This is a genomic window from Chryseobacterium sp. 7 (genome assembly GCF_003663845.1).
Lineage (GTDB): Bacteria > Bacteroidota > Bacteroidia > Flavobacteriales > Weeksellaceae > Chryseobacterium.
This window is the reverse complement of record NZ_RCCA01000001.1, coordinates 1,999,055-2,013,734: the sequence shown is the minus strand read 5'-3', so window position 1 is coordinate 2,013,734 and position 14,680 is coordinate 1,999,055. Positions and strand designations below refer to the sequence as shown.

The 14,680-nt window shown below is 35.8% G+C and carries 13 protein-coding genes; 8 read left to right on the top strand and 5 right to left on the bottom strand.

Going from position 1 to position 14,680, the window contains the following annotated elements; translation table 11 throughout:
* The first annotated feature begins 10 nt into the window (after nucleotides 1-10).
* From CLU97_RS09220 to CLU97_RS09210, 3 genes are all read left to right on the top strand, one after another.
* Nucleotides 11-346 carry a YegP family protein gene (locus tag CLU97_RS09220; protein ID WP_121487663.1) on the top strand — a complete coding sequence of 112 codons (336 nt, stop codon included), beginning with the start codon at nucleotides 11-13 and terminating at the stop codon, nucleotides 344-346.
* A gap of 79 nt (nucleotides 347-425) precedes the next feature.
* Nucleotides 426-872, top strand: coding sequence for a phosphohydrolase (locus CLU97_RS09215; protein ID WP_121487662.1), 447 nt, complete (start codon nucleotides 426-428; stop codon nucleotides 870-872).
* Between the two features lie 10 nt (nucleotides 873-882).
* A complete protein-coding gene (locus CLU97_RS09210; RefSeq protein ID WP_121487661.1) occupies nucleotides 883-2,931 on the top strand; it encodes a M48 family metallopeptidase in 2,049 nt (682 codons plus the stop codon).
* Here the strand turns inward: CLU97_RS09210 and CLU97_RS09205 are convergent.
* Both CLU97_RS09205 and CLU97_RS09200 read right to left on the bottom strand, forming a co-directional pair.
* Nucleotides 2,928-3,644, bottom strand: a complete 717-nt coding sequence (locus CLU97_RS09205; RefSeq protein ID WP_121487660.1) for a DUF2490 domain-containing protein — start codon at nucleotides 3,642-3,644, stop codon at nucleotides 2,928-2,930. The genes CLU97_RS09210 and CLU97_RS09205 overlap by 4 nt on opposite strands.
* Nucleotides 3,645-3,715: 71 nt before the next feature.
* Nucleotides 3,716-5,527: a TonB-dependent receptor plug domain-containing protein gene (locus tag CLU97_RS09200; protein WP_121489690.1), complete on the bottom strand. Its 1,812-nt coding sequence runs from the start codon at nucleotides 5,525-5,527 to the stop codon at nucleotides 3,716-3,718.
* Between the two features lie 636 nt (nucleotides 5,528-6,163).
* On the opposite strand from CLU97_RS09200, the gene uvrA reads away from it, so the two are divergent.
* The gene (gene uvrA / locus CLU97_RS09195; protein ID WP_121489689.1) at nucleotides 6,164-8,956 is read left to right on the top strand and encodes an excinuclease ABC subunit UvrA; all 2,793 of its coding nucleotides are present in this window, start codon (nucleotides 6,164-6,166) and stop codon (nucleotides 8,954-8,956) included.
* An 80-nt stretch (nucleotides 8,957-9,036) separates the two neighbouring features.
* Nucleotides 9,037-9,804 carry a methyltransferase domain-containing protein gene (locus tag CLU97_RS09190; protein ID WP_121487659.1) on the top strand — a complete coding sequence of 256 codons (768 nt, stop codon included), beginning with the start codon at nucleotides 9,037-9,039 and terminating at the stop codon, nucleotides 9,802-9,804.
* Nucleotides 9,805-9,970: 166 nt separating this feature from the next.
* Here CLU97_RS09190 and CLU97_RS09185 read toward each other — a convergent pair whose 3' ends face one another.
* Nucleotides 9,971-10,612 (bottom strand): NAD(P)-dependent oxidoreductase, encoded by a 642-nt coding sequence (locus CLU97_RS09185; protein WP_121487658.1) that lies wholly within the window; start codon nucleotides 10,610-10,612, stop codon nucleotides 9,971-9,973.
* Between the two features lie 344 nt (nucleotides 10,613-10,956).
* Between CLU97_RS09185 and CLU97_RS09180 the strand changes: the two genes are divergently transcribed.
* Both CLU97_RS09180 and CLU97_RS09175 read left to right on the top strand, forming a co-directional pair.
* Nucleotides 10,957-12,066: an epoxide hydrolase family protein gene (locus CLU97_RS09180; protein WP_121487657.1), complete on the top strand. Its 1,110-nt coding sequence runs from the start codon at nucleotides 10,957-10,959 to the stop codon at nucleotides 12,064-12,066.
* 10 nt (nucleotides 12,067-12,076) lie between these two features.
* Nucleotides 12,077-12,847 carry an alpha/beta hydrolase gene (locus CLU97_RS09175; RefSeq protein ID WP_121487656.1) on the top strand — a complete coding sequence of 257 codons (771 nt, stop codon included), beginning with the start codon at nucleotides 12,077-12,079 and terminating at the stop codon, nucleotides 12,845-12,847.
* A 316-nt stretch (nucleotides 12,848-13,163) separates the two neighbouring features.
* On the opposite strand, the gene CLU97_RS09170 is transcribed toward CLU97_RS09175, so the two are convergent.
* Nucleotides 13,164-13,874, bottom strand: a complete 711-nt coding sequence (locus CLU97_RS09170) for a MarR family winged helix-turn-helix transcriptional regulator (protein ID WP_228437611.1) — start codon at nucleotides 13,872-13,874, stop codon at nucleotides 13,164-13,166.
* 82 nt (nucleotides 13,875-13,956) lie between these two features.
* On the opposite strand from CLU97_RS09170, the gene CLU97_RS09165 reads away from it, so the two are divergent.
* Nucleotides 13,957-14,244 carry a hypothetical protein gene (locus CLU97_RS09165; protein WP_121487654.1) on the top strand — a complete coding sequence of 96 codons (288 nt, stop codon included), beginning with the start codon at nucleotides 13,957-13,959 and terminating at the stop codon, nucleotides 14,242-14,244.
* A gap of 48 nt (nucleotides 14,245-14,292) precedes the next feature.
* Here the strand turns inward: CLU97_RS09165 and CLU97_RS09160 are convergent, their stop codons facing one another.
* The gene (locus tag CLU97_RS09160) at nucleotides 14,293-14,664 is read right to left on the bottom strand and encodes a response regulator (protein WP_121487653.1); all 372 of its coding nucleotides are present in this window, start codon (nucleotides 14,662-14,664) and stop codon (nucleotides 14,293-14,295) included.
* Nucleotides 14,665-14,680: the final 16 nt, after the last annotated feature.

Here is a 14,680-nt window from a genome sequence, read left to right as displayed (position 1 = left end):
AACTATTACCATGGGAAAATTTATCATCTCTAAAAGAACAAACGGAGACTTTCAGTTTAACCTTAAGGCAGGAAACGGACAGGTTATTTTAACCAGTCAGGGTTACAGCACAAAGCCATCCTGCGAAAACGGAATCGGGTCTGTAAAAATCAACGCTCAGGAAGATTTAAAGTTTGAAAGAAATAAAGCCAATGACGGCAGATGTTATTTTAATCTTAAAGCTGGAAACGGCCAGATCATAGGAACCAGCCAGATGTATGAATCTGACAACGGAATGGAAAATGGCATAGAATCCGTAAAAAACAATGCTCCGCACGCACCTGTAGAGGATGAAAGCAATTCATAAAATCACCTGAAATAATTTTAATAAAAATGCCTTAGTTTTTAAGGCATTTTCTATTTTTGTATTCTATTTTTCATTAGCAATGACAAAAGAAGAATTACTGAATAAAGCAATCAAAATTGCCGATAAGGCTCATAAAGGACAAACCGACAAATACCATGCTCCATACATTGGCCACGTAATGCGTGTGATGAATTATGGTAAAACACTGGACGAAAAAATTGTAGGAGTACTGCATGATGTAGTAGAAGATCATCCACAAGAGTTCAGTCTTGATTATTTAAGATCTGAAGGATTTCCTGAATATATTATTTTCGCCATCAGCTGTCTTACCAAATTTGATCCTGAAGAAGATTATGATGAATTTATCAAAAGAACAGAAAGATCCCTCCTTTCTGTTGCGGTAAAAATGAATGACCTTCGTGACAATATGGACCTCAGAAGAGTAAATAGAGAGCTTACTCCTAAAGACATCAAAAGATTCAATAAATACCTGAAAGCCTATCGTTACCTGATAGAGAAATATTAATAAAACACACATGACTAATAACCTACCCAAAATTTCATCGGCTTACCAGTCTAAGCTGGTATCTGCTATTGTATCCATTTCAGTTTTTTTCCTGATCTATCTGATTCTTATACTTGCTTCTTTGCTCATGGTATTCTTATTAGGATATGGAGCCATAAAAGTGCTGAGTATTTCTGTCAATTATTTTACAGTCTTAGGAGCGGGAGGACTCCTGAGTGTCGGTATTTTTGTGTTTATATTTCTTGTTAAGTTCATTTTCAGAAAAAACCATTACAGTACAAAGCATTTACTGGAAGTTAACAGGTCTCAGCAGCCAGATCTGTTTGCGATCATTGATGAAATTGTAGCTGAAACAAAAGTGAAAGCTCCGCAAAAAGTGTTTCTTTCACCGGATGTAAACGCCAGTGTAAGTTATAATTCTATTTTCTGGAGTATGTTTTTGCCGGTAAAGAAAAATCTGACCATTGGCGTTGGACTCATCAACACTACCAGTGTGGGAGAATTGAGAACTATTCTGGCTCATGAGTTCGGGCATTTCTCTCAAAAAAGCATGAAAGTGGGCGGATATGTAAATCAGGCTGAAAAAATAATTTTCGAAACCGTATATAACAATAAAGATTACGAAAACTTCATCATGGAATTTTCTGGAGGGAATGCTATTTTTAAGATTTTCGGTTTAATTTCTGTCAGCTTTATCAATGCATTTCAGTCTGTTCTTAAAAGTATGTCTAATTTCCTTTTCAAAAATCATGCTTCGCTGCAAAGAGAAATGGAATACCATGCAGATGCTATTTCAACTTATATTACGAATCCAGAGGAACAGGCTTCATCTTTATTGAGGCTGGAACTAAGCGATGTTGCTTTTAACAGTTCTTTTAATTTTTATATTGAAAGCAATCAAAAGTATCTTCCGAAAGACCTTTACAGCAACCAGTTTTCTTTGATGAAAATTATATCTGAAAGAAATAATCATCCTTACGTAAACGGACTTCCAAAAATAGACGCTGAAGATCTTACCCGCTATAATAAATCCAGAATAGAAATTGAAGATCAGTGGACTTCACATCCCGATATCTTAAAAAGAATTGAAAGGATTAAAACAAACGAAACCAGAAATACAGCTACAGACCACAGATACGCCAAAGAAATCATCAGTGGATTTGATAAGATCTGTGAAATCATGACCTCAAAATACCTGACTTTACGTACCGTCAAAAATGTAGGAGAAATGATTGAGGATGAAACTTTCATCCAACTGTACCAGGATAATAATATCTATAAAACCTTCAGCTCAAATTTCAATGGATATTACGAAAGACACAATCCTATTATAGAAAATATTGAATCTGTAATTTCTGATGCTTCTTCTCACCATGATGAAGATTTTTTCAGTGACAAAAAAGTATCTTTAGTCTATGAAAAATCAGGAATAGAAGGTGATATTCAGACGCTGCAGTATCTGGCCTCTTATCCGAAAGAGATAAAAACATTCAGATTTGACGGTACTTTATACAAAGCAAAGGATGCCTCAGGTCTTATCCCTAAACTGGAAAGTGAACTGAAAAGAGTAAAAGAAGAGCTCCTGGAAAATGATAAAGCTATTTTTCAGCATTATTATCATTTTTCCAATGAAGATATTAAGAAGGAACTTCTTAGCAAATATAGAAATTTTGCTGTAATAGACAGGGAGTTCGATGTATTCCAGAAAAGCCTTAATGATTTTACGGTATACCTGCAGTTTATGGCTGTTACACTACCTTTTGAAGAAATCCGACAACATAGAGCCAAACTATTGAAAGCAGAAGAACCGTTTAAGCTCAAGACTAAGGAACTGATTGAAAATTCAGCTTATAAAGACGGCTTAAAGCTTGAAGATAAAACCCTCTTACAGGAATTTGTAAACTCTGAATATATTTATTTTAATAAGGACAAATACCTTGAAAATGAAGTAAATGCTATATCAGTAGTCATTGAAAAATATCAGGCCTTATTGAATGACCATTATCTTACTTCTAAACTGGAGCTGCTAAATTTTCAGGCAGATTTAAACAAGAATTAATCCGCACCCGGGAAATCGTAAGTCTTTGTGTGGTGGTTTGTACCATCAATGTTGATGTTTAAAGCAAGATAAATAAAATGTAAATTTTTGTTTCCTTTTGCTTCAAATTCACGCTGCCAAAGATATCCGCTCACAATACCAAAATAATCATCAATCTGATAGCCGAAACCGCCATAGACTCTGTTTCTGGCAAAAGTAGGCTTCATGGGAGTTACAAAGAAAACCTCATCATAGGCATTAGCGAAAACAGTTCCCTTTTCGATGGTTTTGGAGTTTAAAGGAACACTTATATTCAGGCGGTATCTGTAACGCATTCTCTGGGAAGTCAGATCTGTTTTGGGCTCATAAAACCAGCTCTTCTCAGCACGGAAACGGTTTTCAAACTTTACGATGCCTTTTTTGACATCAATAACGTCCTGCAGCCATACCCTGAATTCTTCTCTGCTTAAGCTGTGGTCTTTATAATTCACATATCTTCCAAGCCCTACAAAAGGTTTATGATTTTTGGTAAGATTATACCCTAAGCCCCCTTTTATTTCATAATAATCCGGGTAGGTATAATCTTCGTTACCACGCATCTGCCCTTCCGCATAAAGGAAAAATTTAGGATGAAACTTATAGGTCAGAGTCACTGCATTGAAGCTGGAAATGTGTTCCTGTGCTTTAAAAAAAGAAATTCCAAGGAGTAAACCTAAGCCTATAAGACGTTTCATAAAAAATTTTTGCAAATGTATATTTTTTAACAATTTGTTAATATTAACTTTTATTCATTTCAAATTAACATTTACTTAATATTAATTGTATAAGAAAAACCAATGTGGAACCACCTTTGCGGCATGGCTACCCCAAACGCTTCCGTGTATTGTGTGTTCGTAATATTGTTAATCAGCACATACACAGAGTAGTCTTTTTTAGCAAAGCTCAACTTTTCATCTAGTAAATTATAACTTCCTAAGTTTACCCTTTCATTATACCTGTAAACAAGCTCATTCGTGAAGTTTTTCAGGAATTTCACTTCTAATTTAGAAACCAGCTGATGCTTCAGATTATCCAATATATATCTTGAAACCAATCCATTCTTTTCATCATATTTACTGTCGATATACGTATATCCGACTGTATATTTTAACCAGTCCAGCGGTCTGTGACTCCACTCTGCTTCAATCCCTTTGGTTTTGATATCTCCTACATTCTGGGCATACCAAACTTTATCGTTTATATCCTTTTTCACCCAGTCAATAGAGTTGCTGGAATTTCTTAAAAACCCGCTTACTTTAGCTAAAATCTTATTATCCTGATATTGGTAGCCAACCTCTGATGACAAAGCATTTTCAGGCTGTAAATCCGGATTTCCCTGTTCTGTTTTACTGATATAATACAGATCCGTAAAAGTCGGGATACGGTGTACTTTTGCAATGTTTCCGTATACTTTATGATTAGGATTGAAGTTATACCCTACATCCAGTCCCGGATAAAAGAAATTTCCTTCCTTCGAATAGTTTGCCCAAGAAATTCCCGGACTGATGTTCAGTTTTTTATCCAGTAATGAAAAATGATGTTCAAAGAAAACCTGAGATACAAAACGGTTTCTGTCGCCCAGATTACTGCTCGCTAAAAATTCTTTTCTCAATTCAACACCAATTCCGGTGGTTCCCAATCCCCATTGGTAGCTGGAATTCACTTCTCCACCCACATTATTTCCAATGTGCATATTTCGGTAAAAATCCGGGTTCCATCTGTCATAAAGGTACATATCCTGTCCTCTTCTCCAATACACATTAGAATTAAGCTTAAGTTTTCCAAAAGTCTGCTGATGTGCCACACTTACGATAGAAGCCTGCGTTTCCTCATACTGCTTCGTTGCGGCACTAGAAGCATAAAAGCCATTAGCCCCGAATTTCTTTTCAGAAAAACCAGCCTGAACCCTTACGTCTCCATTTTTGATGTTCAGTTTTCCCTGATAAAATACATTTCTGATCTCATAATCCGTATTAAACATATATCCTTCTGAAGAAGCAGAGTTTGCCTGAAGAGAGTTTGTGAATTTTTCATTTCCAATCTGGGCATTGAACCCGAGACCATAAGTACCGTAATCTCCTCCATCTGCACTGATCTTTACTCTTTTTCCAGGTGTAGCTTTGGTAATAATATTGATAACCCCGGCATAAGCATTCTGCCCGAAACGTCTGGCAGCCGGCCCTTTTATGATTTCTATTTTTTCTACGTCATCCAGATCTACCGGAATATTCATATTATTATGTCCGGTCTGGGAGTCATTCATTCTGATTCCGTTCAGAAGCAGTAGAACCTGCTCAAAAGAACTTCCACGGAAACTGATATCACTCTGTACCCCATTAGTTCCTCTCCTTCTGATATCCATTCCTGTTACCTGCTGAAGAATTTCATCAATACTTTTAGCCGGAGAATTTACAATATCTTCTCTGGTAATCACACTGATGTTCTGATTGGCACTTTTATAAGGAGTGGAGATAAATTTTCCCTGAAATTCAATGCTTTCAATATCCGTTGTCTTTTCCTGTGCATTTACCCAAAGTAAAGATCCCAGAAAAAAAGCACTTCCTATCTTTTTGATCATAATTGTTTCCGTAGTTTTTTTAACAGGGTCAAAAGTAAGGGAGTTCACCAAGACAGGCAAATGATAGTTGTCATAAAAAAAGATGCAGCGTAAAGCTGCATCTGTGTGAGGGAGTAATTCTATCTTTTTCTCATTAAATGTGTAACTAGATCTCTGAATAATTTTCTCATTTCTATATTACATATTTACGGATACAATTTTAAATAATTTTACAACATAAAACAATACTTGAGTAAAAAAATACAATGTATTTTTAAAAGTCATATAAAATCCTGTATTATAAGCTATAAAACAATAATAAGTCCACAAAAAACAGTTACTTTTCTCTCTTTTCATCATTAATATTTCCACTTTTGTCTTCTTATTTTACATTTATAATAATAATTTTTAACAATAATATAAACATAAAATTTCCGCTAAAATTTCGTAATTTTGTGGGTCTAAATTTTACGATGAAAGTATTCCTTTTTCAACCGAAATTCTGTCGGTAATATTAAGAAATGCAGACACAGAATATCTGATGAATGCAGGGATACAGATAAAAGTTCAATTGATGACAGCCCCGGAATATTCTGAGGCAGAACACCATGACTGACAGCCGAATGCTGTACAGTTTTTTATATGAACAAACAAAATATGGCTAATACAACAGAAATAGATATAAAAAAACAGATTTTCGTTAAGAATGCACATCTTAACAATCTGAAACATATAGACGTCCTGATTCCGAAGAACAAACTGATTGTTATCACAGGGGTTTCAGGAAGCGGCAAGTCGTCTTTGGCCTTTGATACTATTTATGCAGAAGGACAGAGAAGATACGTTGAAAGTTTAAGTTCTTATGCCCGTCAGTTTTTGGGAAAATTAGAAAAGCCAAAAGTAGATGACATCAAGGGACTTGCACCTTCTATTGCCATTCAGCAGAAAGTAATTTCTTCCAATCCTCGTTCTACTGTAGGAACTTCTACGGAGATCTATGATTATATGAAGCTTTTATTTGCAAGAATCGGGAAAACCTTTTCACCGGTTTCCGGAGAAGAAGTGAAAAAAGATTCGGTTTCTGATGTGGTTGATTTCATCAAAGCTTCTAAAAAGGATACTTCTTTTCTATTGACAGCTCCGTTAGAATACGATGCAGACAATTTTAAAGAAACCCTGAATATTTTAAAACTGGCTGGTTTCACAAGGCTTGAAATCAATGGAAATCTGGCCGGAATTGAAGATCTGGAAAGCTTTGGATTCACTCCTGAAAAGGGAATGACCATCAATCTTGTGATTGACCGTTTTTCCTATGAAGAAGACGAAAGTTTTTTACAAAGGCTTGCAGACTCTATTCAAATGGCATTCTATGAAGGACGCGGCTATTGCTCATTAAAAAACACCGATACTGAAAAAGTAAAAGAATTTTCCAATAAATTTGAATTGGACGGCATGGAGTTCCTGGAACCCAACGTTCATTTTTTCAGCTTTAACAACCCTTATGGAGCATGCCCGGCATGTGAAGGATATGGAAAAGTAATCGGGATTGACGAAGATCTTGTAGTTCCTAACAAAACGTTGTCTGTTTACGAAGATGCCGTTGTATGCTGGCGAGGAGAAACCATGAGCGAATGGAAAAAAGATTTCATCAAAAAAGCAGGTGATTTCCCTATTCACAAGCCTTATCATCAGCTAACCAAAGAACAGAAAAACTTCCTTTGGAAAGGTGACGGAAAAGGTAATTTCCCATGTATCAATAATTTCTTCAAAATGCTTGAAGAAAACCTTTATAAAATCCAGTATAGAGTAATGCTTTCCCGTTACAGAGGAAAAACTCTTTGTCCTACCTGTGAAGGATTGAGACTTCGTGAAGAAACAAGCTGGGTAAAAGTAGACGGACACAACATCCAGTCCATGATTGAGCTTCCTTTAGATGAACTGGCACCTGTAATCAATGGATTAAAGCTTTCAGATCACGACAAAGAAGTCGCCAAAAGACTGATCTACGAAATCACAACCCGTCTGGAATTCTTATTAAAAGTAGGATTAGGATATTTAACATTAAACAGAACGTCCAATACCCTTTCCGGAGGGGAAAGTCAGAGAATCAACCTGGCAACCAGCCTGGGAAGTTCTTTGGTAGGTTCCATTTATATATTAGATGAGCCTTCTATCGGGTTACACTCCAAAGACACAGAAAATCTGATCGAAGTATTGAAAAACCTTCGTGACCTTGGAAATACCGTTATTGTGGTAGAACATGATGAAGATGTAATGAGAGCTGCCGACTATATTATTGATATTGGTCCGGAAGCAGGTTATCTTGGTGGGGAACTGGTATTTGCAGGAGATTACAAAGATCTGAAAAAAGCCAATACCCTTACTTCAGAGTATCTTACCGGAAGACTTGAAATAGAAGTTCCGAAGAAAAGAAGAAAAGCAAAAGAATGGATTCACATTAAAGGAGCCCGTCAGAATAATCTTAAAAATATAGATGTAGACGTACCTTTGGAAAGTCTTGTAGTCATTTCCGGAGTTTCAGGAAGTGGGAAATCTACTTTGATGAAAGAAATCCTTACCAATGATATCCAGATTCAGCTCGGAATGGGGGGTAAAAAAGGAGACTATGATTCTGTAGAATTCCCGAAAAAACTGATCAAAAATATTGAACTGATTGATCAGAATCCAATTGGGAAATCTTCCCGTTCAAACCCTGTAACGTACTTAAAAGCTTACGATGATATCCGTGATCTTTTTGCCAAGCAGAAAGTAGCTAAAATGATGGGTTATAAGCCTAAACATTTTTCTTTCAACGTAGATGGCGGAAGATGTGATGAATGTAAAGGAGAAGGTGTAATCAATGTGTCCATGCAGTTTATGGCAGATATTGAGCTTGAATGTGAAGTTTGTAAAGGAACACGATTCAAGAATGAAATTCTTGAAGTAAGATTTGATGAGAAAAACATCTCTGATATTCTTCACATGACTGTAGATGAAGCATTGGAGTTTTTTAAAGATAATAATGAAGACAAAATTGTAACGAAGCTGAGACCTTTACAGGAAGTAGGTTTAGGTTATTTACAGTTGGGACAAAGCTCTTCTACCCTTTCCGGCGGTGAGGCACAGCGTGTGAAACTGGCTTCATTCCTTGTAAAAGGAGTAACAACAGATAAAACGTTATTCATCTTTGACGAACCTTCCACAGGACTTCACTTCCATGATATTCAGAAATTATTGAAATCATTACAGGCATTGATTGATCTTGGACATTCCGTGATTGTTATTGAGCACCAGCCTGATATCATCAAATGTGCCGACCATATTATTGACATCGGTCCGGAAGCCGGAAAACATGGTGGAGAAGTCGTATTTACAGGAACACCTGAAGATCTGACAAAAAATAAGAAGTCTCACACCGCAAAATATATCAAAGAAAAACTGGAACAATAAATACAATCGGCTGTTATAAAAACAGCCGATTTTTTATTGAGATTTCCTATCTTTATTCAACCATTACAAAAATTATTTTTATGCCCTGGAACCCTGAATTATATGATCAGTACAAAGATGTACGTTACAAACCCTTTTACGATTTAGCAGCATTAATCAAACCTGAAAATAATATAAAAGCCATTGATTTAGGCTGTGGTACCGGAGAACAGACTTCTATTCTGGCTGAAAAACTGACAGGCTCCACCTTTCTCGGAATAGATTCATCGGCAGAAATGCTTGAGAAATCGAAGAAGTACGAGAATGAAAATCTGCATTTTAAGCTTCAGACTATTGAAGAAACAGCACAGTCTGACCAGAAATGGGATCTTGTTTTCAGTAATGCCGCTTTACAATGGGCTGATGATCACGAAATTTTATTTCCTAAAATCATTGGCTTGCTTTCACAAAACGGACAATTAGCCATCCAAATGCCCGTTCAGAAAGAAAATATTCTGAACCAAATTTTAACGAAAATGGCAGATGAAGAGCCTTATGCATCACAGTTAAATCACTTCAACCGAGATTCTCCCGTACTGTCTATGGATGATTATGCACAGATATTATTTGACAACGGAATTCAGGATATTGAAATATTGCAGAAGGTCTATCCTATTATTGCAGACGATCACGAAGCCTTATACGCTTTTATCTCAGGAACAGCACTACTGCCTTATTTAGAACGTTTAGAAGGAGAACAGAAAGAAAAATTCATCTCTGAATTTAAATCTCGTATTGCAAAAAGGTTTACAAAATATCCGGCCATTTATGCATTCAAGCGCATTTTGATGTATGGGCGAAAAAAATAAAACTCTTATAAGAATTAAAAGAAGCTGTCTCGAAATTGTCATTCTGAATGAAATGAAGTGTAATGAAGAATCCCATGTTGTTGATTATTAACGGGATTCTTCCTTCGTCAGAATGACAAAAATCCACTAGCCAGATTATTGAGACAGCTTCTTCTTTAAATATTCTTTACCCTTTCAGGTTATACAAAAACGGACTCTTCTGTATGTATTCAGAATCTTCAATCTGGGAAGCCAGAAACTCAGCCAGATCTCCTGCATTGATTCCTTCACCTTTGCAGTCCGTAAGATTTGTTTCTATTGAAAAATTTTCTTCTGTAAGATGAATCAATGGTAATCTTACTAAAGTCCAGTCGAGGTTACTTTCCAGAAGAATTTCATATTCTTTTTGCTTATCTGCTGTTGTTTCTGGATAGTTCTGATACATCCAGTCTGTAGCCATATTTACCCTCTCATTTTTATGATCAGATGCTGTATTTACACTCAGACCAGTTGTTACAATGTAACGTTTAATCCCATAATGATTCATTGCAGAGATGATATTTTTTGCAGCATCACTGAATATAGACTTCTCCCCTTTTGGTTGACCTAAAGTACTCATAACAAGATCAGTCCCTTCAATCAATTTATCTATCGCCGTTTCATCTCTTGCATCTCCTTTTACAACTTCAATGAGTGGGTTTTGAAGGGTGAAATTTTCAGGATTTCTTACTAAAAGTTTAAGATGATATCCTTTCTCAAGAAGATTTTCTACCAGATATTTTCCGGATTTTCCGGTTCCGCCAATGATGGCTATTGTATAGATTTCCATAATGATTTTTTTAATATTAAATATCAACAATCAACAACAGATTAACCGCTAATAACCGTTGATACTGCAAACGACATATTGTCTTTCCTTTTAAATATGATATAATTAGGTATTGGGTTCAGAAAATTGAACCTAAGATGTTCAGGGTTAAAAATAACACCTGACTCATAGTAATATGTATTACGAGATTTTAATGAATTAAAGTTACCTATTTTTCTTCATTAAAAAATCAAAAAATTTATGATTTTGACAACATTTATTAAAAGAGAAAGTTTTTAACTTTGATAACCATCTTACTAACAGTATTTTACAAAACCAACACACACCAATAAAATATAAAAAATATGGAACCATTTACAGTAAACATTCCCGAATCGGTTATCACTGATCTTAAAAATCGCTTACAAAATGCCCGCTGGCCCGGAGAACCCGAAAATTCCGGGTGGAGCTACGGTACAAACGAAACTTATCTGAAAGAACTTACCCACTACTGGATCAACAATTATGACTGGAGAATGCATGAACAGCAATTGAATCAATATCCTCAGTATATCGCACTGATAGACGGAATTTTGATTCATTTTCAATACATAAGGGGAAAAGGCCCCCATCCAAAACCATTGATTCTTACTCATGGCTGGCCGGACAGCTATTATCGTTTTCATAAAATTATTCCTTTGCTTATAGAGGGAGAACATAGTTTTGATCTCGTTATTCCTTCCATTCCCGGATTTGGTTTTTCTGATAAAACAGCAGTCAGCAGTGAAAAGGTGGCAGATCTCTGGAAAAAACTGATGACCGAAGTGCTTAGCTATGAAAAATTCTGTGCTGCAGGTGGAGATATCGGGATGGGCGTAGTAAAAGCACTGACTTCAAAATACCCTGAAGTACTGGAAGCCGTTCACCTTACCGATGTAGGATATCCTACCGGTCAGGAAGATTTCACAACAATGAGTGAAGAGGAGCAGGCTTTCGCACAATTCGTTCAGCAATGGTGGTACTGTGAAGGAGCTTACGCCATGGTACAGTCTACCAAACCACAATCTCTAGCATATGGTCTCAATGACTCTCCTACCGGACTGGCAGCCTGGATCATAAGCTTTACCAATGCAGGCGCGCCACCGGAACTGATTGAAACAGCATTTGGAGGAAAAGATGAATTACTAACGAATATTATGATTTACTGGGTAACTCAAACTATAGGTTCTTCTGCCAGAATGTATAAGGAAGATACAGCCGCTTTATGGAGCGGAACACAGGTTCATCAAAAAAGCAATGTTCCTGCAGGAATACTTGTATTTCCCCGCGAGGCTCAATTTCCAAAAGAATGGGCAGAACGTTTTCTGAATGTGACCAGCTTTAAAAAGATGAATGAAGGAGGACACTTTGCCGCGTTGGAATTACCTCATATATTTGCGGAAGAATTAAGGTCATTCTTTTATTCAGTCCCATAAAAACCAATTCATGAAGTACACTCTATCCGTTCTTATTGCAGCTTCTATTTTTATGACAGGCTGCACCCTGCAAAAGAAAAATACTGAAAATAGAGATTATGAAGTAAAGCTGGATACTTTAACCTTCTTTGACCAAAGCAGAAACCGTAAGATTCCGGTTGCTTTTTACTATCCTAAAACAAATAAGAAAATTCCTAATCAACAGATTATTATATTCAATCATGGTTATGGCTTTAATAAGGGCGGAGATTATTTTGTATATTCGTATTTAACGGAAAAACTGGCTTCAAAAGGCTATTTTACCGTAAGCATTCAGCATGAGCTTACCACAGACAGTCTTTTACCGACAGAAGGGAATTTGCAGATCTTAAGAAGACCTTTCTGGCAAAATGGTTCGGATAATATTCTGTTTGTACTGAATGAGCTTAAAAAGACAAAACCGGAACTGGATTACCAACATCTGATTCTCATAGGACACTCTAATGGAGGTGATATGGCGGCATTATTCACCAATCAGCATCCTAATCTGGTGTATAAACTGATCACTATGGATAACCGGAGAATGTTTCTGCCTAGAACGTCTGTTCCTAGAGTGTATACTTTACGCTCTAATGATTATCCGGCTGATGAAGGAGTATTACCCAATGGAGAAGAACAGAAAAAGTATCATATGATGGTACAGCCTACTCTTATCAATCATGGGCATATGGACAATAAAGGAACGGATGAGGAGAAAAAAACCTTGAACGATTTTGTATTAAGATACCTTTCTGAGCAGTAGTTCCAAAGATCCCACAAGTTATCCACAACAAATTGTGGATAACTTGTGAATTTTAACATTAAATTCATATTTTGTATTAAAATTATTACTACATTTACTATGTAATAAACATCGAAGTGGAAACTTTATTTGCTTTTCTTACTACTCTTGAAATTGCAATTAAATTTGAAATAAAAATTTAAGCACAGCATTGTCGGCTGTGCTTTTTATTGTTGTCTAATTAAAAAAATGAGATGTATTATCTACTGGATCTACCCCTAAAGGGTAGATTCTTTTATTTATCTATTTTTTTGAAACAGTAACCTTTGGATTATTTTTAGCTGCTGTAAATTTTGAAAGCATATTCATCATACACTGTATTGATAAGCTGATCAGGATTAATATTCCTTGAAAAAATAGGATAATGAAAACGATCCAGTTTATTCAGAATACGGATAAGGTCCATCTTCTCATTATGATTGAGGTTTCCGGCAACAATATTGGTAGCCTGGCGAATCTTCTCCATTTGCTTTTCCAGGATCATAAGTCCTCTTTCAGAAATACGGATTACTTTGCTTCGCTTGTCCAGGTCAGAATCTGTCTGTTCAATAAGCCCCTGGCGTAGCAATCTTGCTATAATAAGCATACCGGCCGGTTTATCATGAACATTTTTTTTAATAAGAGACATTTTAGTCATTTCACCAAAAGCCTTTAAATTAATTAAATAAATAAAGTCTTCCTGGGTAGAAAATTCAGAATCAGATATAGCAGATTTTGAGTAAGTTTTTGCGTATCGGTTAAGATGTACAAGTAATGTACTTATAGCACTTTCCGGTGTTCTGCCGTTTTCCTTACCTTCCCAGTACGGTTCTTCACCAGCAACAATCGTTTGCTGAGCATTTTCCTGATCAGAAATCCAGGATTTAAAGCCTTCAATAGTGTTGGCATATGAATTGGGGGATATACTGGCATCCGATTCAAACTGCTCAAGGAGCGTCATACAATCTTTAATGAGGGTAAAATTCATTTCAATTAAAATAGTATACAAATATACCTTTTTTTTAATAATCTCCTTTGCTTTTCCTATGTACGGTATAAGATTTGTATTTTAAAATTTAATTATCAACATTATGGACGAAACGAAAACAGAACCATTAGACCTGATTAATGATAAACATTTAATAGATGAATATTTTAATTTCAAAGTAAAATCTGAATTTAATATTGACATTGATCTTAGCAACGAGTACACTACTGCCCACAATATTGTTTCAAAAAAATTAATTCTGGTGCAGACATTTTCTGATACCATTGTTGAAAATCCACAGCTTTATCTTTTATTACGCTCTTTAATTCATAACATTAACAGTTATCATGTAACAAAAAATCAAATGATTTCTGTATTGAAAAATAAATAAAAAAATCTCTCAAAGTTTGAGAGATTTTTATTTGGAAAGTCGTAAGATTTACACCTTTTCTTTTATATGCTTTGCCACCATTTCCTCAAGATCATCCAGATTGAAAGGTTTTGATACATAATCATCTGCCTGCGCCTCGGAAGCTAAAGCTGCGATATCATTGTTTGCCGTAACATAGATGACAGGAATATGATTAAATTCTTCACTGTTTTTAAGAAGTTTTGTGGCTTCCACTCCTCCAATTTTAGGAATCCAGTTATCCATCAGAATAACATCCGGACGATATTCTGCTACTTTCTCCAGGATATCATGTGAAGTTTCCGAGATTTCGACATCATAGCCGTTCTCTTCAAATATGATGGTAATCACTTCCAAAATAGCAGCATCATCATCAAAAATTAAAATTTTCTTTTTGTTCATATTATTTAGGTTATTC

Coding starts and splice junctions, on each gene's coding strand:
- CLU97_RS09220 (WP_121487663.1), top strand. CDS start 11: ATGGGAAAATTTATCATCTCTAAAAGAACAAACGGAGACTTTCAGTTT.
- CLU97_RS09215 (WP_121487662.1), top strand. CDS start 426: ATGACAAAAGAAGAATTACTGAATAAAGCAATCAAAATTGCCGATAAG.
- CLU97_RS09210 (WP_121487661.1), top strand. CDS start 883: ATGACTAATAACCTACCCAAAATTTCATCGGCTTACCAGTCTAAGCTG.
- CLU97_RS09205 (WP_121487660.1), bottom strand. CDS start 3,644: ATGAAACGTCTTATAGGCTTAGGTTTACTCCTTGGAATTTCTTTTTTT.
- CLU97_RS09200 (WP_121489690.1), bottom strand. CDS start 5,527: ATGATCAAAAAGATAGGAAGTGCTTTTTTTCTGGGATCTTTACTTTGG.
- uvrA (WP_121489689.1), top strand. CDS start 6,164: ATGGCTAATACAACAGAAATAGATATAAAAAAACAGATTTTCGTTAAG.
- CLU97_RS09190 (WP_121487659.1), top strand. CDS start 9,037: ATGCCCTGGAACCCTGAATTATATGATCAGTACAAAGATGTACGTTAC.
- CLU97_RS09185 (WP_121487658.1), bottom strand. CDS start 10,612: ATGGAAATCTATACAATAGCCATCATTGGCGGAACCGGAAAATCCGGA.
- CLU97_RS09180 (WP_121487657.1), top strand. CDS start 10,957: ATGGAACCATTTACAGTAAACATTCCCGAATCGGTTATCACTGATCTT.
- CLU97_RS09175 (WP_121487656.1), top strand. CDS start 12,077: ATGAAGTACACTCTATCCGTTCTTATTGCAGCTTCTATTTTTATGACA.
- CLU97_RS09165 (WP_121487654.1), top strand. CDS start 13,957: ATGGACGAAACGAAAACAGAACCATTAGACCTGATTAATGATAAACAT.
- CLU97_RS09160 (WP_121487653.1), bottom strand. CDS start 14,664: ATGAACAAAAAGAAAATTTTAATTTTTGATGATGATGCTGCTATTTTG.